Below are 26,678 nucleotides of genomic sequence, written 5' to 3'. Positions count from 1 at the left end.
CAATCCCTTCAACTCAAGGAGAATTTCATTGTCTTTCTATACATCCCTGTCGGGCCTTAAAGGCGCGCAAACCGAACTTTCAACCATTTCCAACAATATCGCCAATGCGGGGTCCATCGGCTTCAAGCGCAGCCGTGCGATATTCGGCGACCTGTTTGCCGCTTCACCGACCCAATCGACCAAAACAATCGCTGGGCAAGGCGTCCGGTTAAATGGCATCACCCAGCAATTTCTGGGCGGCACGCTGGAACAGACCGGCAAGACATTGGACCTTGCCATAGCGGGCGACGGATTTTTCGTGGTTCGCGGACAACCGCCGCGCGAAGAACTTAGCTTCACCCGCAACGGTGCATTTAACATCAACGTCAACCGCGAAGTGATCGATACGCTGGGCAGCAAAGTGCAGCTGCTTCCGGTCGATGCCGCCGGCATGGTAACCTCCACCGCCATTGCCGACATGATCGATTTCACACTACCCGAATTTGATCCGTTAGACCCCACCGCCGTGTTGGCCAATGTATCCATCAACAATTTTGGTCTTGTCACCGCAACTTTTGCTAACGGCAACACGCAAAATGTTGGATCGATTGCGATGTCGTCCTTCACCAATGTAGAGGGCCTGCGCCCCATTGGTGATGCCCATTGGCAAGCGACCGGCGATAGCGGCAATCCGCAGATTAACGCTGCCGCCACTGGCTCGCTCGGTCAAGTCCGGTCGGGCATGGTGGAGCGGTCTAATGTCGACCTTACCGAAGAACTGGTCTCTTTGATCGGGGCGCAGCGTAATTTTCAGGCCAATGCGCAGGCGATTGAAACGGCCAATACGCTGACCCAAACGATCATCAACCTGCAGGTCTGATCCCATTAGAAAGGCCTGAATGATGGATAAAATGATCCATAGCAGCCTGTCGGCCATGCAGGGCATCATGGCGCGGCAGACCGCCATTGCGAATAATATGGCCAATGCTGCAACCACCGGCTTTCGAGCGGAAATTGTCAACGCCAAGGCAAAACATCTGGACAGCGAACAACTCGACAGCCGCGCCCTTGCCGTCGAGCGAGTAATGTCCGCCGATATGACCGCTGCGTCAGTTATTGCAACCGGACGGTCGTTAGACATTGCGCTCAATGGCGATGCGATGCTGACCGTCCAAGGACCAGACGGAGAACCCGCCTATACTAGACGCGGCGATCTGCAACTGAGCGACAGCGGCTTGGTCACAACCGGTGCGGGCGATCCCGTTCTGGGCGAAGGCGGGCCACTTATCATCCCTCCTGCTGACCAGATTAGCATTGCGAAAGACGGCGGCGTCTGGATCATCCCACGAGGCGCAGCCGCCGATGAGATACAGCAAATTGACCGGCTAGCCCTTGTGTCTTTCACTGGCAGCGATGTGGTCAAAGGCAATGACAATCTGTTTCGGGTGCGCGCTGGCGGCGCTTTGCCAGCCGATGCCGATGCACGGCTGACCACCGGATCTCTGGAAGGGTCCAACGTCAATATGACCGCATCGCTGGTCGATATGATCGAGGCCAGCCGCGCGTGGGAAACACAGGTCAAATTGCTGACCACGGCCAAGGATCTCGACAGCAGCGGGGCCAGCCTGATGCAATTACCCAATAGTTAGAAAGGAATAGATAATGAGTAATGGAGCCCTGCAAGTCGCACGCACCGGACTGGATGCACAAAATACAAAAATGCGTGTCATTGCCAATAATCTGGCCAATGTGAACACCACCGGATTTAAACGCCAACGCGCCAGTTTTGAAACATTGGTCTATCAACATAATATTACTCCGGGTGCGCCTTCCGATGCACAGAATCAATATGCCATTGGCTTGTCCCTCGGCACCGGCGTTGCCTTACAGGGCACCGCACAGATCGAGACGCAGGGCCCGCTTCAAACCACTGGCAACGCGCTGGACATAGCCATTGAAGGGGCGGGCTATTTTCAGGTGGAAATGCCCGATGGCCAGATCGGCTATACCAGAGCAGGGAATTTCAGCCGGACGTCGGAAGGCAATATTGTCACCGCTGGCGGCCTGCCCCTGATCCCCGAAATCCAGATACCCGAAGGCGCAAGCGGCATAACAATTGGCAGCGATGGTACTGTTTCCGCGGCCCTACCCGGTGAAACCGAAATCGCGATTTTGGGACAGATAGAAACAGCATCTTTCGTCAATCCGGCCGGTCTTAAACCGCTGGGCGACAATTTGCTGGTCGAAAGCGGAGCCAGCGGAGCCCCCCAAGTGGGCGCGGCAGGTCAAGACGGGCGCGGCAGCTTGCGGGCTGAGGCACTGGAACAATCCAACGTCAATATTGTCGAGGAACTGGTCGACATGATCGAGACCCAGCGCGCCTATGAGGTGAATAGCAAAATGATCTCTGCCACGGACGAGATGCTGCAATTTGTGAACCAGCAATTGTGACCGGACGGGTGGTGAAATTTGTTCCCGTTTTGCTCTATGGCTGCGCCTTGTCCGGCTGTCTCGGCGGGGGCCATGATGATGGACCTCGTCCAGGATTTGAGCCTGTTCTGGCACCAGAAATGGCCGTCCTACAACACAGCAATGGCGCAATATATCAGGCGGCAAACGGCTATGCGGCACTTACCAGCGGCGCACGTGCGTCGATGGTGGGTGATCTCATCACGATCCAGCTCGTCGAGCAAACCGCCGCGACCAAACGCAATAGTGCCTCGACCAGTAAAAGCGGAAATTTTGGCCTGAACCCGCCGACATCCGGCCCGCTGTCGTTTTTTGATAACAGCGACATAAATATGGGCGGCAATCAGTCGTTCTCTGGATCAGGACAAGCAGCACAAACCAACAGTCTGTTCGGTGAAATCAGTGTCACGATTGCGGAAGTCTATCCCAATGGCACCATGAAAGTGAAAGGCGAGAAATTGCTCAAACTGAACCGCGGGGAGGAATATATCCAGATGACCGGCATCATCAGAGCGGCGGATATCAGCAGTGATAACCGCATCTTATCGTCGCGGGTAGCCGACGCAAAGATCAGCTATTCCGGAACAGGTGAAATCGCGCAGGCCAGCAAACAGGGATGGTTGCAGAAATTTTTCTCCACCATCTCGCCGTTCTGAGCGACTGATGACGATGAAAACCAGCATAATATCTTCGGTCCTCAAAACCCTCTTTGTGATGGGCATGGGCGCGGCATTGCTATGGCCTGCGCCGGTTGAGGCCACACGCATCAAGGATATCGGAACGTTTCAAGGACTGCGAACCAACCAGCTTACAGGCTATGGCGTAGTTGTTGGTTTGGCAGGGACCGGCGATGATAATCTGGCCTATGCCACGCAAGGGATTAAGGGAACGGTTTCACGATTTGGCCTGACCTTGCCGCCGGGCGTCAATCCGTCTCTCAAAAATGCGGCAGCCGTTATCGTCACCGCAGAACTACCGCCCTTTGCCAAACCGGGGCAACGGCTCGATATTACGGTATCCGCCCTAGGCAAAGCAAAATCCCTGCGCGGCGGAACCCTGGTAATGATGCCATTACGCGGCGCGGATGGCCAGATTTATGCCATGGCACAGGGCAATATGGCCGTCGGCGGTCTGGGCGCTGATGCAGCAGATGGTTCGCAAACCTTGGTCAATATTCCCAGCGCCGGACGCATCCCGGGCGGCGCGACGGTGGAACGCAGTGTAGAGACCGGCTTTGCTGGAACGCCCCATCTTATATTTAATCTTGCAGAGCCCGATCTCACGACCGCCTTACGAGTGGCTGATGCCATTAACAGCAAGACCGGAACCGGAATTGCCGAAGCCATTGATGCTATATCCATTCAAATTCGCAGCGATACGGGCGCATCCAGCCGCATCATGCAAATGGGGTTGATCGAGAATATCGAAGTCACGCCTGCAAAAGCTGCCGCGCGGGTCATCGTCAATGCCCGCACAGGCACCGTTGTCATTAACGACATGGTTCGCATCACACCGGCGGCGGTGAGCCACGGCAAGCTGACGGTTAAAATCGAGGAAGACCCGAGGGTGGTCCAGCCTGCACCGTTCGGACGCGGCGAAACCGCTGTGGAACCCGCCAGCACCATCACGATCGAAGAGCGAGAATCCCCCATGTTCCATATCAAGCGCGGCGCTTCGCTCGCGGAAATCGTCGAAACGATTAACGCCATCGGTGCAACACCGGGCGATCTGGTCGCCATATTGGAAGCCCTGAAACAGGCAGGAGCGATGAAAGCGGAGTTATTGATCCAATGATATCCCCCCTTCCAGCCCAAGCTGGCCCTTCACCCACTATTTCAACGAACCAGCAAAAACTGGAACAGGCCGCTCAGGCTTTCGAGGCTATTTTTATGCGTAATATGATCGCCGCCATGCGGAAGCCTAGTCTGGGCGAAGACCTGATGGGCAACAGCGGCACGCAGCAATTTCGCGATATGATGGACGATCATATCGCCGACGAAATGGCGGTCCATGAAGGGCTGGGTATTGCCGACCTGTTGGTCGCAGCATGGAAGGATAAATTATGACTGATCTTTATTCCATTGGCCTGTCGGGTATCCGATCCTATCAGCGCGCTCTGGCAACGGTTTCCACGAATATCGGCAATGCTGAAAATCCCAATTATGTACGCCGTGATCTGCGCCTTAGCGAGCTTAACGCCACAGGTGCGGTAAACCCCTATTTCACCTATCAGATGAATTTTTCCGGTGTCGAGGTTGATGGCGTGGCGCGGGCCACTGATCCGTTTCTGGAGGCGAATGTCCGGTTAACCGGTGCTTCTCTTTACGGCGCAGAAACCCGCGCGCGCTGGATGGCCAATTTGGAAACCACCCTTGCCGACACCGAACATGGTGTGGGTGCCCGGCTAACCACCTTATTTGCAATGGGCGAGGAACTGGCGGGGGCACCCTATAGCGATATATTACGCAATCAGTTTCTCAACGATATGGAGTCCGCTGTCACCGCCATCAACCGGACCGCCAATGACCTGAACAATCTTTCCGGCCAGCTTATCAGAGCGGCGGAACAAGAGGTCGCGGCCTTTAACGAGGCTTTGAACAATCTCGCAAAAACCAATCTCGGCCTGCGTATCGCGGCCGATGGCTCCCCCCAACAGGCCGTCTTGCTGGATCAGCGCGATACCGCGCTTGCCGTGCTCAGCGAGCGTATGGATGTTAAGATCAGCTTTGCAGACAAGGGCGTTGCCAATATCAGCTTTGATGGTCAGGTTTTGGTCGATATCGGGCAGGTCAATCCTCTATCGGTCAATGTCGGCGCTAATGACAGTATCGGATATAGTGCGAACAGCATCAACCTGACGGCCCCGTCTCGCGGATCGCTTGCTGCCTTGGTATCTAGCGCCGCTACGGTGATTGACCGGCGAAGCGAACTGGATAATCTCGCCACCCAATTTGCGGCCGATATAAACGGCTGGCAAGCGGCAGGGGAAACCGATGGCGCTGCAGCCGGGCCGCCTCTGCTCGATGCAACGGGCGGTGCTGCAGCGCTGGTCATGCTGACGCATGATGCTGCCGACCTTGCATTGGCCACGCCAGCCGGTGCTCCCAATGGTAATATCCTGAATTTCTCGGCGCTCAGGGGCGCGAGCGGCGTCGAACAGGCATGGACAAATATCATCGGCGCCCAAGCGATTATAACCGCTTCCGCGCAGAGTGAGAAAGCCGCAGCAACCACCCAGTACCAAGCCGCACGGGAGGCACGGGACAATCTGTCCTCCGTAGATCTCGACAAGGAAGCCGCCGACCTGCTGCGTTTTCAAGAAGCCTATAATGCCGCCGCCCGCGTCATTCAGGTCGCCCGCGAAACCATGCAGGCCATCCTCGCCATATTTTAAAAGATAAGGGAAAACCCGATGCAATCTGTCAACCGTACCCGCCCGCGCCCTGAAATCATGTTGCAGAGCCAGCTCGCGCAAAATATCGCGGATCGCCAACAGCAAATCGCCACCCGCCGCCGGATAGACAGGGCATCGGAAGATCCTGCCGCATGGTCGCAAATTTCAAATATTGCGAAAGTTCAGGCCGATATGGGCGCGTGGTTGCGCAATATTGATCGCGGCCTTGCCATCGCGGCACAGGCCGACGGCGCAATGGCTGAAATTAACACGCAACTGGCGCGAACGACCGAACTGCTCGTGCAGGCGAGCAATGACACATTGGCGCTCGTCGACCGCGAAACCATAGCCCAGGAAATTGAAAATATTGCCGGAACAATTGCAGACATTCTTGATCAGGATAACGGATTTGGACGTCCCTTATTCCGTGTCGGGCTGCCATTGAAAATGCCGGTTGATGATAATATCACCGTCATCACAGCGCCGTCACGGGACGGGTTTAACGGCCTGGCCCCGCTGCTTGCCGATATCGTAAATATGATCCGGACGGGCGATGCCAATCAACGCAGCGCCCTGCTCGATCCCTTGCAACTGCAAAGCAATATAGCGGCCAATATATTGGGCAATCACGGAATAGAGACTGACAGGCTGCTACAAGGTGCCGCGCGTCTGGAAGACCGTCAAATTGATGTCAGTGAATATCGCGCGTCGCTGGAAGAAACCGACCTCACACAGGCAATCACGGAAACACAAAAGTTGCTCATCAGTCTTGAGGCAGCACAGGCGGCCTATGCCCGGATCGAGCAGACATCGTTTTTTGATCTACTTCGCTAAAATTCGGGCCTGACAGGTCGTTTTACCAAGAGGGGCGGACCGCTGCATAGCGACTATTCCGGCCGTGGATTCAGGACGGGAAATAACAATGTTTGCAGCGATTGGTATCGTCATTCTCTTAATCATGGTGTTCGGCATCTTCACACTGTCGGGCGGAGACTTGATAGCTGTATTGCACGCTCTTCCCGTGGAAATGGGCATTATCGGCGGCGCTGCCGTTGGCGGTCTCATCATCGGGAATAATATCTCGGGGATCAAGGCGTTGCTCGGCAGCGTGGCAAAGGTTTTCAAGGGACCAAAATATAACAAGGCCGACTTTCTGGATTGCATCTTTCTGCTGTCCAAATTGATGAAAATATGGCGAACCGATGGGCCGCTGGTGCTAGAGCCTCATATTGAAGACCCGCAGGCGTCGTTGATCTTCGCTGAATATCCGAAACTGCTGGCAGACGACACGCTGATATCGCTGATCTGCGACACGCTCAGGCTTGTGGTGGTCTCATCCGGTACGCTCGACCCGCATGCGGTTGAGGAGGTGATGGATAACAGCCTCAAAACCCACCATGACGAAGCGATTGCGCCCGCCGATAATCTTCAAAACCTAGCCGATGCGCTGCCCGCGCTCGGCATTGTCGCGGCGGTATTGGGTGTGGTCAAAACCATGGGCGCGATAGATCAGCCGCCCGAAATATTGGGGGCTATGATAGGGTCGGCGCTGGTCGGCACGTTTCTGGGCGTACTGCTCGCTTATGGATTTGTCGGCCCGATGGCCGGCCGCGCGCGACAAGTTATAGAGGCGGACGGCGCCATCTATCATATCGTCAAACAGATTATCATTGCCTCCCTCCATGGTCACCCGCAGCCCTTAGTGATCGAAGCCGCGCGGTCCGGTTTAATCCGGGTCAACCAACCGGCCTTTGCCGATGTTTTTGACGGCATCCGCGGGAACTAAATATGGCGCGTGGTAGAAATAATCCAAACCCTAGACCGATTATCGTCAAGAAAATAGTCGCGGGCAAGGCGGCGGTTCATCATGGCGGCGCATGGAAAGTTGCCTATGCGGATTTTGTCACCGCGATGATGGCATTTTTCCTGCTCATGTGGCTGCTCAGTTCAACCGATGAACAAGAGCGCAAGGCACTGGCGGAATATTTCACGCCGACTTTGGTAGAAATGCGGGATAGCAATGCCGGCGCAGATAGTTTTTTCGGCGGAGATTCCCTCACGTCCGACAAAGACTATCGCAGCCGCGCCGCCCAAACGGGAGAACGGTCAATAGCCATTCCGAGAGATAGTAGCAGTTCCAATGAAACAGGAACAATCGCGTCGAAACAGGCGGACCGCAAACAATTTGAAGCAATCAAACGGCGGGTAGAAGAACGGCTTAACCAAGATGAAGAGCTCAGAAAACTCCACAAAAATATCCGCTTTACCGAAACACGGGAAGGTTTGCGGATCGAGCTTATCGATGAAGCCGATTTTTCGATGTTTGCGCTGGCAACCGACGAATTACTGCCCAAGGCGCGGCTATTGCTGAGCGAAGTAGCTCAGGCGATACAACCCGCCCCTAACCCGCTCATGGTGCGGGGACATACCGATGCCCTGCCCTTTTCGGCGGGACGGACGATGAATAACTGGATGCTTTCCACAGCACGAGCAGAGGCGACGCGCAAAACCCTGCAACAAAATGGCATCAGCCCGCTGTCATTTTTTCGGATAGAAGGTGTGGCCGACCGTGAGCCCTATACCCCGGATGATATTTACGATCCCCGCAACCGCAGGATTTCCATTACCTTGGGATGGCAAACTCCGGCTACACCAAGTTGAGGATTATCGAAGCCCGCAGTCCACCTTCCGCACGATTTTTCAGCACCACATCACCGCCATGGTCACGGACAATCGCGCGGGCCAGTGTCAGTCCCAACCCCGATCCGCCCGTTTCACGATTGCGCGAAATTTCGGCGCGCGCAAAGGGTTCGAACATGGCTGCTATGGTGTCGGCCGGAATACCGGGGCCTTGATCGTCGATATGAATGAACAGTTTATCACCGTCTTTATCCACAGAAACCGCCGCTTGTTTTCCATATTTGACGGCATTGCCGATCAAGTTGCGCAAAGCCCGCCGGATTAGCGTGGCGCGGATGTTGGCTGTAATCCGGCCACTGCGGGTGAAGGAAACCTCCTCCCCCATGTCGGTATATTCGTCAGCTACCGTTTCGATGAGCGCACTGATATCGGTCTGTTCGGCCATTCCTTGGGATCGTCCCAACCGGGCCAGCGACAATATATCATCCAGCGTCCGGTCCATATCATCTATTCCGGCGATCATCCGTTCGCGCTCGATATCATCCTCGACACTTTCCACCCGCACGCGCAGCGCGGCCAGCGGTGTGCGCAGATCATGTCCTATTGCGCCCAACATCACATCTTTTTGGTCCAGCATTGCGCCGACGCGGCTATTCATATCATTAAAGGCCGCGATTAATTGGCGGGTATCGGGAGGGCCGCTTTCTTCTATCGGGTCGTTGTTACCCGGACTGAAATTCCGCGCGCCTTTGGTCAACGCCTTTAACGGCCGCGAAATATAGCGTCCAAGCCAGATAAGCGGGATCAGCAATATCAGATAGATGACCAAAGTCTGGAAGATCAGCGTTCTAACAAACAGGGGGTTTCTGTCCCGAATGGCGGATGCAATGCTCAACCATTGTCCGTCAGAAATTTGCGCGGACATGATGATATATCCATCAACTTTATCCGAAAGGTCACGATAGCCAACGGCGTGCACCCGTTCGCGTCCACGACCGAGACCAATCACACTATTCACCATTGTGGTTGGCAAAAAATCTACGCGCGCGACTTCCACTGCCCGCAAATCAACGCCCATATTTTCAAAGGCGACAGCAGCACGGCCTTCCACCGTCGGCAATCGCACTTGCCCCGTTTCAATCATGCTTTGGGCTGAAATATTGGGACGGCTTTTGCGCATGCGCGGATTGCCATCCGGCGGGAAGCGACGCTCTCGAAAGCCCCGATCATTTATCCGTTCGACTTCTCCGGTAATCCGGCCCACCGCCGACACAGCCGCTTCTGCTATTTTCTGGTTTTGCGCACCGCGATATAGCAATACGACGTTGATCGTTTGGGCAATGAGCAAAGTAAACGCGACCAGTGCCAGAAGCTGACCGATTAAGCTGTTAGGAAGAAAGCGCTTCATAAGGTTTTGACGGCTCCAGCCAAAACATAGCCGCCGCCCCAAACGGTTTTGATAATTTCGGGATTTTTAGCATCAACCTCTATTTTGCGGCGTAAACGGCTGATTTGATTGTCGACAGCGCGGTCAAAAGCATGGGCTTCGCGGCCTTGGGTAATATCGAGCAATTGGTCACGGTTAAGCACCTGACCCGCACGCGATAACAGCGCCAGCAACATCTGATATTCGCCGCTCGAAAGCGGAACGGCTACGCCTTCCTGATCAATCAAACTGCGCTGGTCGGTTTTCAGCGTCCAGCCAGAAAACTGGTAAATAGAACCGCTTCCGGGACGGATGCCATTGCCGTTGCCATTTTGCGCGCGCCGCAACACGACTTTGATTCTCGCGACCAATTCTCTGGGGCTAAACGGCTTGGTGACATAATCATCCGCGCCCAGTTCCAGACCGACAATACGATCCAGCTCCTCACCCTTTGCGCTGATGAAAATTACCGGCGTTTCGGTTTTCTCGCGCACATGGCGGCAGAAGCTAAGGCCATCTTCGCCGGGCATCATGATATCGAGCAATATAATGTCAAAATTAAAGGCGTTCATCACTGAACGCGCTTGGCTGGCGTCGCTGGCTTGCTGGACCCGAAAGCCCTGTTTTACGAGATACTCAGCCAGTGGCTCGCGCAAGGTGGCTTCATCATCAACCAAAAGTATATGTGTCTGTCCTGACATGCAGCTTACCTAGCACAGCTTTGCCCAAAAGAGAGCGTTTCGAAAACGAACGGACCACCGGGCTTAAGGGAGGGATATTTCCCCGGTGATCCGTTCGCTAAAAAAGAGTGGCTCAGGGTTTAACCGCCTCTTTTATTCCGTTCGCCGCGGTGGGCTTCATGTGCAGCCTTCCGTTCTTCGGCGGTTACTGTTCCGTCGCCATTGGCGTCGGCTTTATCAAAACGCGCAGTTGCGGCGGCGGTGAATTCAGCTTTGCTGATCATTTTGTCGCCGTTGGTATCGGCCTTCATCATCATCATACCGCCATCATGGCCTCTTCCGCCGCGTTTACCGCGACCTTCATGGCCACCTTTGCCGCCGCGCTTACCATGCATCTTTTGCATTTCATCCTGGCTCAGGCTGCCATTGCCGTCCGCATCGGCGCGAGCAAAGCGTTCCGCTTTACGGTCCGCGCGGTGAGCATCCATTTCTGCTTGAGAAACTTCGCCGTCGCCATTGGCATCCATTGCCGCAAAACGCTCTGCTTTACGGGCGTCACGATCGGCTTGCGAAAGCTGTCCGTCTTTATTGACGTCCATTTTCGTCCAATGCTGTTCCAGCGCAGCCGTCATTTCTGCACGGGTAATCTGATTGTCGTTATTGGCATCAGCCTGCATCATGCCTTTTCCGCCGCCGGGCGCTGCAATAGCAATACCACCTGCGAGCAAAAGAGCCGCTGTGCTAGAAATCAAAATTGTCTTTTTCATATTATTCATCCTTATCCACTCATTGTAGGAGACGATCCTGAATGGCCGTCATGAATATTGTTCTAAGGGTGATATGTCCCGCAAGTTTGTCAGAACAGGATAAAATTGTCGCAAATTGTATCAGATGCAGCAAACCGTTCATTTTGCTGACAGTTTGCGAAACGCGATAGCATCTGGCTCAGCTCCTTTTGCTTCCGCCCAAAACTCCCTAAGCATGTCCGGCAGCGCGATCGGATCAAACGGCTTAGCAATGACCCCGCATGCACCGGTGGCGAGATAGGATTCCCGTTCGTGCGTCTGGGCCCTTGCGCTCATAAAAATGGCAGGGATGTTTTCGCTTTCGGGCAGTTCGCGGAGACAACGCAATGTTTCAAGGCCATCCATTCCAGGCATCATGACATCCAGCACGATAAGTTCCGGACCAAATCCGGCCACTGCTTCCAGTGCTTCAGGCCCGGAAGAGCAATGATGGACTGTGAAGTCGCCGAAATCCTCCATCGCCATGATCGCCAATTCGGAGATAATCGCATCATCCTCAACATAGAGGATTCTGTTCAGGCCATCTTGCATAATATTTTTTCCTGTTGCTCCGGCCCGGCGCAGATCGGCAGGGTGATGATAAAGGTAGCTCCTTCGCCTTCCTCACTTTCAAAATCGATGGTGCCATCAAAGGCTTCAATGATCGATTTGGTGATGTTGAGGCCCAGCCCGGAACCGCCCTTGGCCCGGGTTGCAGAACCATCTGCTTGGGCAAAGCGCTGGAATATCTTTTTACGGAAAGCTTCGGGTACGCCCGGTCCCTCGTCGGTGACCGAAATGACAACGCTATCAGCGCCGCAAGTCGCAAGATCAATTTTCACCGATCCATCGACCGGAGAAAATTTCGCCGCGTTCGACAGGAGATTGACCAATGCCTGGTTGAAACGCGAAGGATCCACCCTGCAGTAATGTTCCTTTGGGCCCACGTGTAAATCAAAGTGGATATTATGGATTTCAGCAAGACTTTGATGGCGTTCAACCACCTCTTCGGTAAGCTTGCCAATATCACAAACCTCTGCATGGAAATCCATTTTTCCGGCAGCGATTTTTTCCAGATCAAGAATGTCGTTCACCAGCTGGCTCAGACGCTCGCATCCCTGCAGGGAAATATTGACCAGATGTTCCGATTTTTCATCGACATTTCCAGCGATCCTGCGTTGCAAGATACCCAGCGAAGCCCGGATTGATGTGAGTGGCGTGCGCAGTTCGTGGTTTACAGTCGAAACAAATTCATTCTGCATCACCGCGACCTGTTTCCGTTCGGTGATGTCCCTGACGATCCCGGTAAACACATAAGAACCCCCGCTTAGGTCGACTCGGCTGACCGATAGTTCCATTGGAAAAAATGTGCCATCTTTGCGCCGTGCTTTTAGTTCGCGCGTCTTTCCGATGATGTGCTTCTCATTAGTTTCTCTATAGGTAGAAAGAAATCCATCATGCGCATCGGCGATTTCCTGCGGCATCAGCAGCTTGACGTTCTTGCTGATCACTTCATCCGCAGTATAGCCAAAAAGCGTTTCCGACGCCCTGTTATAGGACAAGACATTACCATAGGGGTCTATGGAAATAATGGCATCGACAACATTGTCGATAATGGCACTGAACAGTGCATCATGTTCAATACGGCTGTCGATAAGTTGCTGAAACGCTATGGCCAGTTTGCCGACTTCGTCCTTTTGCTCGATCGGCAATATTAATTCAGTGCCGCCGCGCATAGCCGCGTCGATTGTTCTGGTCATATTGCTGAGGGGCATCGTCATCTTGGTTGTCCAATAGACTGTGACTCCTATAACGAGGATCACAAGTATGCCCGACAGCAATAGGCCCTCGAACAACGTCTTGCGCACCGAAGCAGCTAAGTCCTTTTGCGGGACACGAATGGTAATAACATTGTGGGAATCGTCCAGACCTCGCTTGATAGGTAAACGAACCGAATATGCTAACGCCTCGGAATTGGTGGACACCCACTCCTCTTTGATTGAATCGTCAGGCCGAGAAAGAAATTTTGGAAAGCTATAATTTTCAGCATCGTGAAAATAGAATTTCGAAACAGAACCATCTGCGAAACGACGCATATAGTCGCCTGCTTCATTGGCGATCACAACGTCCCGTCCGACGTTGAGTTGTTCAAAATATCCTTTCAGGATTTTCCCATAGTCAGCGTTGATTATGATCATGCCATATAATGAATCGTGCATATCAAACACTGGCACAACAACGCGAATTGTTGGAAGAAGATGGCCTTGGACTTGGCCGAATTCCCGATTATAATTTACTTCGGAGAAGTAGGCCTCATCGCGTTTCAAAGTGCGAGCACGCTGAAAATAATGCTCTTGGTCTTTTTGCTGTAGCGACGCCAAAGGTACGCGCTCGATACCTTCCTCGGTGCGGTTAACGCGAACCAACTCGCGTCCGCCATCCGCAACGCCAATATAACGGATCTGGGTGTAGTTCGGACGCTCTTCCATGATCGATGAAAAAATTGTCTCTAGCCGTGAGTTCCATTGCTTAGCAGTCGATCCCTCCAAAGGATCAATACCGCTATTTTTTTTGCTTCGGATAATTCCTTCGATAGGCGGTGTTCTGGAAATGACGAATGCATCATTTTCCAGTTCGTCATAAGCACCCTTGACCTGCTGTGCCATCAGACGCGTTTCATGGGCAACATTGCCTTCAGTGAAATCACGAACGGTAGTTTCCATGCGCACCGTGGCTGAGATCACCATGATAAAGGCGGTGAATAATGAGACGCCGCATGCAAGAAGCAGCATCTTGTTCCGTAACGAAGGTTCAGCAAGCTGGCGGAACCATAACTTCAAGGGATTTGATACTAACATTACAGTTAGTAACGGATCATTCAAAAATTCTTAATAAGGCGTTGAATATTATTCAGGCGAAAGCGGCCAGCGTTCAGGAAGCCTAAACGGGCACGCGAATAGGAGGCTAATATTATATTTCTATCTCGCCAGAACTTATGATAATTTGAAAGAATAGGCCCATGCCCCTTAACAACATGCCGCTTGCCAATATGCTGAAAATTCTCGCAACCGGGCTAGTCGGCTGTTTCTGGTGTTTCGCCGCGCGTGCAGAAAATACGGATCAAAATAATAGGCCTGAGCGGATCAATATCCTGATAACCTATGGTGATGATGAATGTCCGGTAGCAGAGGCGGATGAAATTGTTGTCTGTGCGCAAAAGCCGGAATCCGAACGCTATCGCATTCCCGAAGAGCTTCGCGAAACGGAAAATGAGAAAACGGGCGAACAGAGCTGGACTTCGGTTGTCGCATCGCATGAAGATGCGGCGAGAGCGGGACGTCCGAATAGCTGTTCGGTCAATGGCAGCTTCGGGTTTAGTGGATGTCAGGCAGATATTATGCGCCGATGGTTTGATGAAAGACGCAATGACGGGAAGTAAACCCGGATATTATCAATCGTAATAATCCACGAAATATTTTTACCAATATATTCCCAACAGAGCTGCAAACTGTCAGCAAAATGAACAGCTTGCTGCAAAAGCACGAGAAACATGTACTTGAAACTACAAAGTTTCTGCAATATTCAAAAGCCACATGGCCTTTTAATCTGCCTGTTATTTCTTAAGAAGAGCGGTGGAGCGGGTGAAGGGAATCGAACCCTCGTCGTAAGCTTGGAAGGCTTCTGCTCTACCATTGAGCTACACCCGCCTGTTTCCAAGCGCCGCTATTGCCATTGCTATCGCGGCGCGTCAATCAGGAAACGGTGGTTGCAGCTATTGTTTTGGCCGTTTTTCTTTCTGCCGCCTGATCAGTGAACCAAGCCGCCACCGCTGACTTCTCCGCTTCACTCATATGGAGGCCCAGCTTAGAGCGGCGCCACAGCACATCTTCGGCGGTTGTTGCAAATTCATGGGTGATCAGCCAGCGCAGCTCTATCTCGTAAAGACCGGCACCGAAATAGCGGCCCAAAGTAGCCTTATCGGGCACATCGGCCAATATTGTCGCCACACTCGTGCCATAGGCCCGCACCAACCGAACCATCACTGGCTGGTCCACAAATGCCCAGTTTTGCTTATATTGCGCAACCAACGCATCGAAACCATCAGGCGGAAAATCACCGCCGGGAAGCGGGGCATCTTTGGTCCAGTCGTCCGTTTCGACGTGCAAAGCGGTTTTTAATGTCTTCATCGCCTGACGCGCCAGCACACGATAGGTGGTAATCTTGCCGCCAAAGACCGACAATACTGGCGCTCCGCCATCGTCATTATAGTCGAACACATAGTCACGCGTTACGGTCGATGCAGATTGACTATGGTCGTCAAATAGCGGCCGCACACCGGAATAGGTCCATTGGATATCTTCGCGGGTCACGGGATCGGTAAAATATTCGCTCGCCGCTGCGCACAGATAGTCGATTTCGCCATCGCTAATTTTCGCAGGACCTTCCTCATAGCTCCAAGGCTGGTCGGTCGTGCCGATCAAGGTGTGCGTGCCTTCATAGGGAATGGCGAAGACGATCCGGCCATCCTTATTCTGGAAAATATAGCTATGATCGCCCTCAAATTTACGGGCAATGACAATATGGCTGCCTTTGACGAGGCGCAGTTTCGCGGCGTGGCTGCTATGATCATAAAGCGCGGTCACGGGGTCAACCCACGGGCCAGCGGCGTTAATCAGGACTTTAGCCTGTTCCGTCGCTTCCCCGTCCTGACCTTGCAATTGCAAAGTCCAATGGTCGGCGCTGCGATCTATCCCGCCACATTCTGTCTGCACACGAATATCCGCGCCGCGTTCTTTGGCATCGCGCGCCGTCAACGACACCAGCCGCGCATCCTCTACCCAGCAATCCGAATAGGCGAATCCCTTTCTCAACCGCTTTTGCAGGGGCGCACCGCGTACATCCTTCAGCAGGTTGAGGCTTTTTGTCCCCGGCAATATCGATCGCGCACCAAGATGATCGTATAAAAATAGACCAAGGCGAAGGAACCAAGCAGGACGCATACCCTCATCGACCGGCAGGACAAAGCGCATTGGCCAAATGATATGGGGTGCATTGCGCAACAGCACTTCGCGTTCCTTGAGCGCTTTACGCACCAGACTAAATTCATAATGTTCTAGATAGCGTAAACCGCCATGGACCAGCTTGGTACTGGCCGACGACGTATGCGCCGCCAGATCATCCCGTTCGACCAGCAGGACTTTCAATCCCCTGCCTACAGCATCGCGCGCTATGCCGACGCCGTTGATACCGCCGCCAATAATTGCCAGATCATACATAGACAGCGTCATAAAGCTTCTGGCGGGATGTTCAATGTTGCAGTGCAATATAAATGCAATTCACGGCTGCACGCGGCGGATAATATTATGTTTCCAATAAAAAAGGCCGGGATCGCTCCCGGCCTTTTATTAACTTATTGTCGAACAGAAAGCAGCTATTAAGCGCCTTCAATCTCGCTCAGGTCGATTTTCAGGCCAGGGCCCATGGTCGAGCTAAGACCGACTTTCCGGACATATTTGCCTTTCGCGCCAGCTGGTTTAGCCCGTACAACGGCATTTACCAGAGCATCGAAATTCTTGCGAAGATCAGCTTCTTTGAAGCTTACCTTGCCAAGACCGTTATGAATGATACCCGCTTTTTCAACGCGATATTCAATCTGTCCGCCTTTGGCATCCTTGACCGCTTGCCCAACATTAGGGGTAACCGTGCCGAGTTTCGGGTTAGGCATCAGGCCTTTAGGACCAAGTACCTTACCGAGACGGCCAACAAGGCCCATCATGTCAGGAGTTGCGATGATGCGATCATAGTTGAGGTCGCCATTTTGCATGGATTCCATCAGATCTTCTGCACCAACGACATCTGCGCCTGCTGCTTTTGCTTCGTCAGCTTTTGCATCTTTGGCAAACACAGCAACGCGGGTTTCTTTACCCGTGCCCGCTGGAAGAGAAACCACGCCGCGAACCATTTGGTCTGCATGGCGAGGATCAACACCAAGATTGATCACAACGTCGAGCGTTTCATCAAATTTCGAAGAAGAAGCGAGTTTTTTCAGCGTGTTGATGGCTTCATCAATGCTGTAAAGTTTTTCGCGATCAACGGCTTCTGATGCAATTTTTGAGCGTTTGGTAAGTTTAGCCATGTCTTATCCCTCCACCACGTCGATACCCATCGAACGGGCGCTGCCCGCGATGATTTTAATGGCTTGCTCAGGCGTATTCGCGTTGAGATCGGCCATTTTCAGCTCTGCAATTTCTTTCAGCTGCGATGTTTTAATCGTGCCGCCAGAAACTTTGCCAGGCTCACTCGAACCTTTTTTCAGCTTCGCTATTTTTTTGATGAAATAGCTGGCTGGTGGTGATTTGGTGATAAAGGTAAAGCTGCGATCCGCATAAACCGTAATCTTGGTCGGGATCGGCGCGCCTTTTTCCAACTTGTCTGTAGCCGCGTTAAACGCCTTACAGAATTCCATGATGTTTACGCCGCGTTGACCCAGTGCAGGTCCGATTGGCGGGGATGGGTTTGCAATACCGGCAGGTACTTGCAAATTGATATAGCCATCAATTTTTTTAGCCATTTGGCTGTCCTTTCATTCTATCTCCGCCAGCAAAATGCAAAGCGGATCAAATTAAGCGGTCAAACAGATGGTCCGAAAACCATCCTCCCGCATTGGTGATCCGGTGGCTCAAAGCCATCGGGGTTTATCCGGTAGCCAACCGTTTGAGACTGGCTACCAAATTCTGTCTTCGTCATCCTGAACTTGTTTCAGGATCTGGTCGCGAGCCGTCTAGACTCGCCGAGATGCTGAGACACGTTCAGCATGACGATATATTTCTTACTTCGCGACTTCTACCTGCTCAAAATCAAGCTCGACAGGAGTGGCGCGGCCAAAGATCGATACGGATACTTTGACGCGGTTTTTCTCGAAATCCAATTCTTCGACAATGCCGTTGAAACTTGCGAACGGGCCATCCAGAACCTTGATCTGGTCGCCAATTTCGTAATTGACCGTAATCCGTTGTTTCGGAGCGTTGGCGGCTTCCTCTTTGGTGTTGAGGATACGCGCTGCTTCGGCTTCGCTAATCGGCTGCGGCTTGGTGGTGCCCAGAAAGCCGGTTACTTTCGGCTGGTCTTTCACAAGGTGATAGACATCATCGTTCATCGTCAGCTTCGCGAGTACATAGCCGGGAAAGAATTTCCGCTCCGATTGCACTTTTTTGCCGCGCCGCACTTCGGTGATAGTTTCGGTCGGGACTTCAATTTCCTCAACCAACTGGGTCAGGCCCAGACGCTTGGCATCCGCCTCAATGGCTTCTTTGACCTTATGCTCAAAGCCTGAATAAGCGTGAATAATATACCAGCGTGCCATGTAAATAACCTGTTCTAAATTGCGTTTCGAGAGCTTCTAGCCACCTTTGGCGAGACCGAGAAGCCATCCAACGACACCGTTAAACAGCGAATCAACACCCAGAAAAAACAGCGCCAAAATCGTGGTCATAATCAACACCATAATCGCGGTGCGGACTGTATCGGGCCATGTCGGCCAGACAACCTTACTGTTTTCGGCGCGGACTTGCCGCATAAATTCGCCGGGATTGACTTTCGCCATGGTTCGATTCCTAAAATTATTTCCCTAAGCCCGGCATAAACTCCGGGGGTCAGTCTGTTGACTGGGATCGGATATATGCACGATTTAGGAAAGAACCAGCCCTTTAACCCCTGATTCCTGATTCCGCAAGAAAAGAGTGGGATTTTACTGGTCCGAAGGGGCTGGAACATCAACGGTTAGACCGCGAGTCGAAACCCTGCCGAGCGTTTAAGCCGTCAACACCGTACCCGGATGCATGTCATCAGCATAAACCATAAAAGGTTCCAATATAGCCTCATCTGCCGCAGCTATCTGCTGTTCGATAGTAGGGCCACTAATGGCGATGACGTTACCGCACGGCTTTATTAGTGGCGTTCAATCAAATCCCATTTATTCCCGAAAGGATCACGAAAGACGACCACTTTGCCATAGCTTTCGACTCGGGGTGCATCCATAATATCAACACCGGCACGTTCCATCAGCGCGATATCGCCATCAAAATCATAGGTTTCGAGAAACAGGAATACCCGATTGCCAGCTTGCTCGCCAATCACCTCTTCCTGTGCCTCGTTCGTCGCCTTGGCGAGCAATAGACGGGTTTCCGTGCTGCCGGGCGGGGCCACCAATACCCAGCGCTTATCTTCCGAAATCTCGGTATCTTCGATAAGGTCAAAGCCCATCAGTCCGACATAAAATTCTATCGCCTGATCATAATCGGGTACGATAAGAGAAATAGCGGAGATAAATTGGGGCATTTTCTAAATCGCCATTTTTAAAAGGAAAAAATGGCAGGAGTGCACGGACTCGAACCGTGGGCCCTCGGTTTTGGAGACCGATGCTCTACCAACTGAGCTACACTCCTGCACAGGCTAATCAACGAGATTGATTAAGCCAATGCGCGCGCATTAGCGTTATGTGCGGCCAAGGGCAAGCGCCATTGTTCTCCATGCCTCCAACATTTCCGCCTTTGCCTTCCCAACCACCAACTTAGTTAATTTTTCCCGAATCTCTGTTTACCCAGCGAAACAAGGGGTGGTTTACTTGGCTATGAGAAAAGCAGTCCATCGATGCACACCCAAGCATTGATACGCGGCCCTCACCACGAAGGAATATCCTATGACATATTTCACTGATCAAGATACGATAAACCCAACCACCAGAACCATGCCTAAAATCGCACCTTATGCCTTTGCAGCAGAGGAAGATCGCTGTGCCTTGCGGCATAAAGTGGCGATACCTGCAAAGCTCCGCTTTTCCGGTTCGACCAGCTTTTCGGTGGAGATTGCGAATATATCGCTGGCAGGATTCGCCTGTGACGCGCTGCTACAGGCGCATCCCGGGACGAGATGTTGGCTCACCCTGCCCGGCCTTGCGCCGTTGGAGGCCGAAGTTATTCATCTCAACAATATGGGTCTCGGCTGTGCGTTCCAATCGATGTTAAACCCCGCTGTGTTGGACCGTTTTATTGCGAACTTCCCGGCCCGCGCACCCATTCCCGCCTAACCGTTTCCCCGGCGCGCCTGCAATGCTATATCAAGGCTCCTATTTGGTCCGGAGAATGATATGACTGATGCCTCCCCCACAGAAAAAGGCACCAAAAATGCAAGCGCAAAACCCCCGCCGCTGAAAGTCCTGCGTATTTTCCGTAAAGAAGATGCGCAGGATTTTGGCGAGGCCGGACATATGTCCTATGATGATGATGCGCCGGTTATTTTGAATGGCCTGACCAAGATGGATGAAGCAGGCATGGCCGATGGCTATAAAGGCACCTGCCTGTTCAGCGGCTTTGGCTTTTCGCTCCACCACTTCTGGTTCAAGCCCGGATATCCGCTACCCCTGCACAGCCATGACAGCGATTGCCTCTATTATATCGTCGCTGGCGATATCCGCATGGGCACAGAGCATATGGGATCGGGTGACGGATTTTTCCTGCCAGCCGATACGCCCTATACTTATTATATTGGCGAAAAAGGCGTCGAGATTCTGGAGTTTCGAACGGCGGAAGATTTCAACATCGAGTTTAAAGGCACAACCGAAACCTATTGGGAACAAATGCTGGAAAAATTACGGAACGAACGACCCAAATGGCGGGAAGCGCTCCCGCCCAGTCGCAATTATCGTAACGCTTAGCTATACTGAAGCCTGTAATCACGGCGCAAACATAGCGTCCAACTCAGCAGCCGCTGATCAATCAAGTGCCATGCTTTGAATCCCAAATGCTAAAGGAATCACACTATCCTTTATGCGAAGACTCTTCGTCGACCTGCGTGTCAGGAGCAAGTGCCGCCTCAGGATGCGGTTCGTTGCGAGTCCATATCCACGAACCGCTTATCAACGCCGCAGCGACCGGAATTAAATTCCACGGAAGCTTCAGGAATATCAGCGCAATTGCTATGCTCACCGCAAAGGCTGCGAGCGCCGCCCGCTTGCCGCGCTTGGTAATCGCCCGGCGGTCGCGCCAATTGCGGATATGCGACCCGAAAACATGGTGGTCGAGCAACCACGCCTCCAGCCGCGGGCTGCTGCGCGCAAAACAGAAAGCGGCCAATATGACAAAGGGTACAGTTGGCAACAGCGGCAGGACAACGCCTATGCTGCCCAAAGCCAGTGCTATAAAACCGCCTAAAAGATATAGATGCCGTGTCATGGACAGGCGATATTATATAAGCGGCCTCGCAGAGCAATGTAATTCAACCGAGCCTGTTGTTGGAGCGGTTGATATATAGGCCGCGCAAAGCATAGCGGACGTTCCCGAGCACCCCGATATTGGCATTTGCTTGTTTCGTTATTGAATATTATTTTCGGTCGGCTTGAGCTTGATATCGGCAAAGGCTGGTGATATATTCAATCTAACAAGAGGTAGAGTATCAATAGCTTATATCTATTACATCAAAGGGTAAATAATGCCGACTTTACGCCAGTTCCAATATCTAGTCGCCGTCGCTGATCACCGGCATTTTGGCCGCGCAGCGCAGGATGCGGGAGCGTCCCAGCCGACCTTGAGTCACCAGCTGCGCGCGCTGGAAACGCGGCTTGGTGTGACACTGGTCGAGCGGCGGACCCATGGTGCAGAGCTCTCACCGATAGGCCGCGAGATAGCCGAAAGGGCCAGACAGGTTCTCGTGCAAGTCAAGGATATCCGCGATTTGGCCGAGCGCGCCAGCGATAGCCTCGCCGGGACATTGCGATTCGGTGTGTCCCCGACACTCGGCCCCTATCTGATGCCGCCTGTCATTGCCGCCCTGCACCGCGCCCAACCCGATCTGCGCTTCTATATGCGCGAAGGCATTCCCGACCTCCAAGCCATGGAGCTGGTCAAAGGCGCGATTGACATGCTGCTCGGCCCGCTGCCGATTGAAGGCGAGAATCTAACCATCGAACCGCTATTTCGCGAACCGCTTATGCTGGTAGCGCCTCCAGATCATCCGTTAGCTACCAAGAAGATCGTCTCTAAATCCGATCTGCGTAACGCGCAGGTTCTCAGCCTTGATCGCAGGCATCATTTGCACCGCGATGTTGCGGAACAATGCCGCTTACACGGGATGCATCTCCTGCAGGATTATGAGGGCACGAGCCTCGACAGTGTCCGCCAAATGGTCGCCTCTGGTCTGGGTCTGGGCATATTGCCTGCGCTCTATGTCCGCTCCGAACTGACGCATGGCGGCGATATTGCCTTGCTGGAAGTGGAGGGATGGAAAGCATCACGTAGCATCGGCATTGCATGGCGAACCGGCGCGGGCTTTGCCGATGAATATATGGCCGTGGCGCGGCGGATTGCCGATGAAGCCAATGTGCTGCTTGCAACAGCGGTTGATCAGGCGCGTTAATGACTATCGAAATTGACTTGTTGATGAGGGCCTATGCCTCGGGCATTTTTCCTATGGCGGATGCACGCGACGATCCTGAAACTTTTTGGGTGGAACCCGAAAAACGGGCGGTTCTGCCGCTTGACGGATTTCGCATGTCGCGCTCTTTGCGCAAGACCATTCGGTCCGACCGCTTTCACGTGACAGCAGATACCGCATTTTCAGACGTCATCGCGATCTGCGCGGAAGCCGCCGATGACCGACGCGAAACATGGATAAATGCCGACATTGAAGAGGCATTTTGCCTCCTCCACGAACAGGGTCGTGCCCATAGTGTCGAATGTTGGCTCGTCGATGAACAAGGACAAAAATCATTGGTCGGCGGGCTGTACGGCTTAGCTATTGGCGGGGCTTTTTGCGGAGAGAGCATGTTTTCCCGTGCTAGCGATGCGTCCAAAGTGGCCCTTGCCTGGTTAGTCGCCCGGCTCATTGTCGGGCGTTTCAAATTACTCGACTGCCAATTCATGACCGATCACCTAGCGTCGCTAGGCGCGGTCGAAATTAGTCAGGCCGAATATCTGGAACAACTGCGGGCGGCGCAGAATCATTCCCCGCGGGCATTTTCCGAAATTAAACCACCAATCGGGTCCGAAGATTCCGGTGCGCGCGGCGTCCGCGGGACTGGCCGCACTGCAACGGGTTCAGCGGGCCGTGCAGGCGCTGATGTTGCGTCATCCGCACCGGCTGCACCACCGTCATTTACGGCGCTCGACCCGCTATTGGCAGGATTCGATGACGAAGCACGCGGCGCAGTCGGATTAACCGAATCCTCTGGCGGATCTTCTTCACCAGGGAAGCTCATCGCGCAGCTTTTAACCCAGACATCATAAATCGGATGTTCGACGACATTAAGCGAGGGGGATTCACGGAATAGCCAGCCGGAAAAGACTTTATTCCATTTATCTTCACCTTGCCGCGTTGCCGGTCGATCATTGACCAGAAGCTGCACGAAAGCGCCCTGCTCAGGTCTCAGTTCCCATGGCGCCGTGCGTTCGCAAGCACGTAAACGGACAATTGCGCGGCCGATGCGTATCGATTGTCCCGGCTTTAGTTCCAGATCACGGGTCAAACCGTTGCGCTTGTTCAAAAAGCCCAGTGTCGCCACCCGTTCGGCCATAGGCGTGCCGATCTGCTCACCAACCGAGTGTATCGATCCTTCGTCATTAGTAGCTTTTATTTCAGCCTTTTCTGCTGCTTGTCCGGTATTTTCTTCATCAACATCATCGCCAAACAGGCCGCAGCCAGACAGACATAATGCGCCAAGAAAAACTGGCAGCAACCGTATCATATTTGCCTGAAAGAAACCGTGCACCGCCATCATTCGGCTTCGGCCGGATTCCATGGTTCATAATCGCCGGTTGCGCGCGCCCTTACGCCGCCCGCTTCCAACGCACCGGCTGGACGATAGGCTGCGGCAGTGCCGGTCAGATTTCCGGTGGGTTCTTTTTCCCAAATTCGGGGCTGGGGCAAATGACTTTCCGGAATTTCATCATAGCTTTTGTGCAGCCAGCCATGCCATTCGGGCGGCACAAGACTGGCATCATTTGGACCTGCGTAGATCACCCAGCGCCGATCACCATTTTTTGGAATATTTTTGCTCTGATAATATTTATTACCGAAAATATCCTCGCCAACGGATGCGCCATTACGTGCGCTATACAAAGAGGTGCCAATGGTTGCGCCATCCCACCAAGTAAAAATTTTGCCTAATATTCCCATGTTTGTCCGCTTAGCGTCACGAGTGGGGGGTTCGCAATTAAAAAATGCGGCGAAAACATAGCGGCTGATCCTTGCTCGTTTTTATTGCTGCCATTTCACTACGTCGCCGGGTCCGATTGCCAGTTCTGCGGCCCGTCCGCCAGCCAGTTCGAGCACCGCCGCAACCGGTTCGCCAGATTCGACCGGATCAAGCGAATAAGGGGTCGTATTGGCAGCGATCGATTCGATAGTACCATCGCTGCGGACGAAAATAATATCGAGAGGGATTACCGTATTTTTCATCCAGAAACTTGCCATCCGTTCGCGCTCAAAAGGAAATATCATCCCTTTATCCGGTGCCATTTCCTTACGGAACATCAGACCCTGCGATTGTTCCTCTCTGGTAACAGCCAGTTCGACCGTGAATTTATGCGTTTTTCCATCCACAGAAATAGTTAGCGGGGCGACGCGTAAACCGGCTTCAGAAAGGCCGGCATCTTGCTGTGCTTGTGCCTGTGCAGGTTTATTTTCAGTATCGCTGGCCTGTGCATTACAACCGGTCATGCCAACACAAGAAAGCAGCATTACGGGCATCACAGCCTGTTTGAATATACTTGTCATGAATGAAGTTCCGTTGTTGTTACGCTTGCGGGTTGCTGACTTGTACCGCCATATGACCGCGCTCGCCAGCGTCAATCCGTGCGAGCAAATATTGGCCCGGCATAATTTCCCCAAGGCCCGCATTGCGCAGCGTTTCCATATGGACAAAAATATCACCTTCAATGCCCTCGACGACCAAAAAACCATAGCCCTTAGCCCGGTTAAACCATTTTACCTCAGCCTCAACAAAAGCAGCGTCATCATCCACTACGTGGATAGATTTACGCTTTACTTCGGGGGCTTGCGGGTGAACCCGCTGATCGCAATCGGACATATCCAAATCAATAATTTTGGTTGCCTGCAACCCTTTGGCAGCATCGACATATTCACAAGTGACCCGCGCCATTTCAGGGAGATCCCGGCGGCCCAAAGGTTCCAAAATCGTCCAGTGGACCAATATATCCTGACCCGGTTTCGATAGGTGCCGATCATGACCATCGATCGGATTATCGTCCGCGTCAGGAATGATGAATCCGAAACCGCGATGGGAGTCGAACCATTTGACATAGCCGGCTGTTTGCAAAATTCGTGCTGCTGGAATTTTTCCGTCATCTACAGAATCGCCCGCACGACCATCAACGGAAGGATCAACGCCCAAACGCTCTCTATCCGAACCATCATCAGTTCTCGCGGGTTCCGCATATAAGCTTGCCACAACAAATCTCCGAACGCATCATCCGAATCATCATGTAAAACACCCATAAGACTCGGTAAGACGAATGTAGCATATTTATTGTAAACTGGCGATTCTTGTTATCGTCGGGATATTTTTTACTATCCGAAACGACTTTTTAGCTGTCCGCCTCGATTTCTTCTCCAGGTTTTGCAAAAACAAAACGGGAAGCAATATCGAAATCATGACCGGCTCTTAAAAAGGCCTGAAGCTGTTTTCGGGTTTTATCCTGATCGGCTTGTTCCTGCGCAAAAGGGCCAATAGATTTCTTGCGCGCATGGGTCCGTGCGGCCTTCCATTTATTTGCATCACTCAGGTCCAGCGCCTGCGTGTCATCGCCTTCTTCAATCCCCGCCTGATAGAGCGCCTGACTGACCCGTCTCTTACCATAGCCCCGGTTAATCAGCGCCGACGCCCGGTTTTTGGCAAATAATGCATCATCGATATAACCAAGCTCGACAAAACGCTCAACCATAGTATTGACCATTGCTTCTTCGGATGATGGCGGATCGCCGGACCAATCGCGTTCCCGTAATTTACGGAAAAGATAGGATTTTAATTTGTGCCGCGTGGTCGCATATCGACTAACATAGCGGAGTGCGATTTCTTGCAAACCTTTCTGATCCAACGCTTTACCGCTATTTTTCAACGTTTCGACCCTCATTAAGAAGCGCTGCCCTTTTTGTGCCACAGTAGAGCCGAAATTTAAACGCCACTTACGACCATTAAGGTTTGATTAGGGTTATGACAGCTGAATCTTTCTCGATATTCGGCTGAATTTGTGGAAAAAGACGATTTGTAAGAAGGCTGGACCTTCTAGGAAATG

The 26,678-nt window shown here is 52.7% G+C and carries 29 protein-coding genes, 2 tRNA genes and 3 pseudogenes; 15 read left to right on the top strand and 19 right to left on the bottom strand.

What is annotated here, in order from left to right; genetic code table 11:
* The first annotated feature begins 28 nt into the window (after positions 1–28).
* The 10 genes and pseudogenes from V7676_RS12175 to V7676_RS12130 all read left to right on the top strand — a co-directional run.
* The gene (locus V7676_RS12175) at positions 29–859 is read left to right on the top strand and encodes a flagellar hook-basal body complex protein (protein WP_335659964.1); all 831 of its coding nucleotides are present in this window, start codon (positions 29–31) and stop codon (positions 857–859) included.
* Between the two features lie 22 nt (positions 860–881).
* Positions 882–1,628 carry a flagellar basal body rod protein FlgF gene (locus V7676_RS12170; protein WP_335660102.1) on the top strand — a complete coding sequence of 249 codons (747 nt, stop codon included), beginning with the start codon at positions 882–884 and terminating at the stop codon, positions 1,626–1,628.
* A 13-nt stretch (positions 1,629–1,641) separates the two neighbouring features.
* Positions 1,642–2,430 (top strand): flagellar basal-body rod protein FlgG, encoded by a 789-nt coding sequence (flgG, locus tag V7676_RS12165; RefSeq protein WP_335659963.1) that lies wholly within the window; start codon positions 1,642–1,644, stop codon positions 2,428–2,430.
* 47 nt (positions 2,431–2,477) lie between these two features.
* On the top strand, positions 2,478–3,104 hold the full coding sequence (locus tag V7676_RS12160) for a flagellar basal body L-ring protein FlgH (protein ID WP_442955444.1): 627 nt from the start codon (positions 2,478–2,480) through the stop codon (positions 3,102–3,104).
* Positions 3,105–3,162: 58 nt separating this feature from the next.
* Positions 3,163–4,242, top strand: coding sequence for a flagellar basal body P-ring protein FlgI (locus V7676_RS12155; RefSeq protein ID WP_335660101.1), 1,080 nt, complete (start codon positions 3,163–3,165; stop codon positions 4,240–4,242).
* A complete protein-coding gene (locus tag V7676_RS12150) occupies positions 4,239–4,514 on the top strand; it encodes a rod-binding protein (protein ID WP_335659961.1) in 276 nt (91 codons plus the stop codon). The genes V7676_RS12155 and V7676_RS12150 overlap by 4 nt, the downstream gene beginning before the upstream one ends.
* Complete coding sequence (gene flgK, locus V7676_RS12145; protein ID WP_335659960.1) at positions 4,511–5,842, top strand: flagellar hook-associated protein FlgK; 1,332 nt, start codon at positions 4,511–4,513, stop codon at positions 5,840–5,842. The genes V7676_RS12150 and flgK overlap by 4 nt, the downstream gene beginning before the upstream one ends.
* An 18-nt stretch (positions 5,843–5,860) precedes the next feature.
* The gene (locus V7676_RS12140; RefSeq protein ID WP_335659959.1) at positions 5,861–6,676 is read left to right on the top strand and encodes a flagellin; all 816 of its coding nucleotides are present in this window, start codon (positions 5,861–5,863) and stop codon (positions 6,674–6,676) included.
* Between the two features lie 88 nt (positions 6,677–6,764).
* Positions 6,765–7,628, top strand: a complete 864-nt coding sequence (motA, locus tag V7676_RS12135) for a flagellar motor stator protein MotA (protein ID WP_335659958.1) — start codon at positions 6,765–6,767, stop codon at positions 7,626–7,628.
* Between the two features lie 2 nt (positions 7,629–7,630).
* Positions 7,631–8,479, top strand: a pseudogene (locus tag V7676_RS12130) (flagellar motor protein MotB); the annotation flags it as partial.
* A 10-nt stretch (positions 8,480–8,489) separates the two neighbouring features.
* Here the strand turns inward: V7676_RS12130 and V7676_RS12125 are convergent.
* The 5 genes from V7676_RS12125 to V7676_RS12105 form a co-directional block, all read right to left on the bottom strand.
* Entirely contained in the window at positions 8,490–9,890 is a 1,401-nt protein-coding gene (locus tag V7676_RS12125; RefSeq protein WP_335659957.1) for an ATP-binding protein, read from the bottom strand.
* Positions 9,887–10,609, bottom strand: a complete 723-nt coding sequence (locus V7676_RS12120; protein WP_335659956.1) for a response regulator — start codon at positions 10,607–10,609, stop codon at positions 9,887–9,889. Before V7676_RS12120 ends, V7676_RS12125 begins: the two co-directional genes overlap by 4 nt.
* Before the next feature lie 119 nt (positions 10,610–10,728).
* Entirely contained in the window at positions 10,729–11,355 is a 627-nt protein-coding gene (locus V7676_RS12115) for a hypothetical protein (protein WP_335659955.1), read from the bottom strand.
* A gap of 138 nt (positions 11,356–11,493) precedes the next feature.
* A complete protein-coding gene (locus tag V7676_RS12110) occupies positions 11,494–11,925 on the bottom strand; it encodes a response regulator (protein ID WP_335659954.1) in 432 nt (143 codons plus the stop codon).
* On the bottom strand, positions 11,910–14,165 hold the full coding sequence (locus tag V7676_RS12105; RefSeq protein ID WP_335659953.1) for a PAS domain S-box protein: 2,256 nt from the start codon (positions 14,163–14,165) through the stop codon (positions 11,910–11,912). Before V7676_RS12105 ends, V7676_RS12110 begins: the two co-directional genes overlap by 16 nt.
* Before the next feature lie 227 nt (positions 14,166–14,392).
* Between V7676_RS12105 and V7676_RS12100 the strand changes: the two genes are divergently transcribed.
* Entirely contained in the window at positions 14,393–14,812 is a 420-nt protein-coding gene (locus tag V7676_RS12100; RefSeq protein ID WP_335659952.1) for a hypothetical protein, read from the top strand.
* Positions 14,813–15,006: 194 nt separating this feature from the next.
* Here the strand turns inward: V7676_RS12100 and V7676_RS12095 are convergent.
* From V7676_RS12095 to V7676_RS12060, 8 genes are all read right to left on the bottom strand, one after another.
* Positions 15,007–15,080 (bottom strand) — tRNA-Gly (locus tag V7676_RS12095).
* 45 nt (positions 15,081–15,125) lie between these two features.
* A complete protein-coding gene (gene glpD / locus V7676_RS12090) occupies positions 15,126–16,661 on the bottom strand; it encodes a glycerol-3-phosphate dehydrogenase (protein ID WP_335659951.1) in 1,536 nt (511 codons plus the stop codon).
* Between the two features lie 146 nt (positions 16,662–16,807).
* Positions 16,808–17,509: a 50S ribosomal protein L1 gene (gene rplA, locus V7676_RS12085; RefSeq protein ID WP_335659950.1), complete on the bottom strand. Its 702-nt coding sequence runs from the start codon at positions 17,507–17,509 to the stop codon at positions 16,808–16,810.
* Between the two features lie 3 nt (positions 17,510–17,512).
* Positions 17,513–17,944: a 50S ribosomal protein L11 gene (gene rplK / locus V7676_RS12080; protein WP_335659949.1), complete on the bottom strand. Its 432-nt coding sequence runs from the start codon at positions 17,942–17,944 to the stop codon at positions 17,513–17,515.
* A gap of 258 nt (positions 17,945–18,202) precedes the next feature.
* Positions 18,203–18,736 carry a transcription termination/antitermination protein NusG gene (gene nusG, locus V7676_RS12075; protein WP_335659948.1) on the bottom strand — a complete coding sequence of 178 codons (534 nt, stop codon included), beginning with the start codon at positions 18,734–18,736 and terminating at the stop codon, positions 18,203–18,205.
* A gap of 36 nt (positions 18,737–18,772) precedes the next feature.
* Complete coding sequence (gene secE, locus V7676_RS12070) at positions 18,773–18,976, bottom strand: preprotein translocase subunit SecE (protein ID WP_335659947.1); 204 nt, start codon at positions 18,974–18,976, stop codon at positions 18,773–18,775.
* 344 nt (positions 18,977–19,320) lie between these two features.
* Positions 19,321–19,710: a VOC family protein gene (locus V7676_RS12065; RefSeq protein WP_335659946.1), complete on the bottom strand. Its 390-nt coding sequence runs from the start codon at positions 19,708–19,710 to the stop codon at positions 19,321–19,323.
* Between the two features lie 31 nt (positions 19,711–19,741).
* Positions 19,742–19,817, bottom strand: a tRNA-Trp gene (locus V7676_RS12060).
* 254 nt (positions 19,818–20,071) lie between these two features.
* Here V7676_RS12060 and V7676_RS12055 point away from each other — a divergent pair.
* Positions 20,072–20,458 carry a PilZ domain-containing protein gene (locus V7676_RS12055; protein WP_335659945.1) on the top strand — a complete coding sequence of 129 codons (387 nt, stop codon included), beginning with the start codon at positions 20,072–20,074 and terminating at the stop codon, positions 20,456–20,458.
* A gap of 60 nt (positions 20,459–20,518) precedes the next feature.
* Positions 20,519–21,085: a cupin domain-containing protein gene (locus V7676_RS12050; protein WP_335659944.1), complete on the top strand. Its 567-nt coding sequence runs from the start codon at positions 20,519–20,521 to the stop codon at positions 21,083–21,085.
* Between the two features lie 169 nt (positions 21,086–21,254).
* Here the strand turns inward: V7676_RS12050 and V7676_RS12045 are convergent.
* Positions 21,255–21,602, bottom strand: a pseudogene (locus V7676_RS12045) (YbaN family protein); the annotation flags it as partial.
* A gap of 256 nt (positions 21,603–21,858) precedes the next feature.
* On the opposite strand from V7676_RS12045, the gene V7676_RS12040 reads away from it, so the two are divergent.
* A complete protein-coding gene (locus V7676_RS12040) occupies positions 21,859–22,782 on the top strand; it encodes a hydrogen peroxide-inducible genes activator (RefSeq protein WP_335659943.1) in 924 nt (307 codons plus the stop codon).
* Positions 22,782–23,651 carry a leucyl/phenylalanyl-tRNA--protein transferase gene (gene aat, locus V7676_RS12035; protein ID WP_335659942.1) on the top strand — a complete coding sequence of 290 codons (870 nt, stop codon included), beginning with the start codon at positions 22,782–22,784 and terminating at the stop codon, positions 23,649–23,651. The genes V7676_RS12040 and aat overlap by 1 nt, the downstream gene beginning before the upstream one ends.
* A gap of 35 nt (positions 23,652–23,686) precedes the next feature.
* Here aat and V7676_RS12030 read toward each other — a convergent pair.
* The 5 genes and pseudogenes from V7676_RS12030 to V7676_RS12010 form a co-directional block, all read right to left on the bottom strand.
* Positions 23,687–23,938 (bottom strand): annotated as a pseudogene (locus tag V7676_RS12030) (DUF2155 domain-containing protein); the annotation flags it as partial.
* 200 nt (positions 23,939–24,138) lie between these two features.
* Positions 24,139–24,540 (bottom strand): NADH:ubiquinone oxidoreductase subunit NDUFA12, encoded by a 402-nt coding sequence (locus tag V7676_RS12025; protein WP_335659941.1) that lies wholly within the window; start codon positions 24,538–24,540, stop codon positions 24,139–24,141.
* Positions 24,541–24,621: 81 nt separating this feature from the next.
* The gene (locus V7676_RS12020; protein ID WP_335659940.1) at positions 24,622–25,140 is read right to left on the bottom strand and encodes a DUF192 domain-containing protein; all 519 of its coding nucleotides are present in this window, start codon (positions 25,138–25,140) and stop codon (positions 24,622–24,624) included.
* A 19-nt stretch (positions 25,141–25,159) separates the two neighbouring features.
* Complete coding sequence (locus V7676_RS12015; RefSeq protein WP_335659939.1) at positions 25,160–25,834, bottom strand: cold-shock protein; 675 nt, start codon at positions 25,832–25,834, stop codon at positions 25,160–25,162.
* A gap of 136 nt (positions 25,835–25,970) precedes the next feature.
* Positions 25,971–26,516, bottom strand: a complete 546-nt coding sequence (locus V7676_RS12010; protein WP_335659938.1) for a regulatory protein RecX — start codon at positions 26,514–26,516, stop codon at positions 25,971–25,973.
* Positions 26,517–26,678 lie beyond the last annotated feature (162 nt).

Origin of the sequence: Parasphingorhabdus sp. (assembly GCF_036963805.1) — a bacterium.
In the GTDB taxonomy this organism is placed as follows: domain Bacteria; phylum Pseudomonadota; class Alphaproteobacteria; order Sphingomonadales; family Sphingomonadaceae; genus Parasphingorhabdus.
This window is presented reverse-complemented; position numbering and strand designations above follow the sequence as displayed.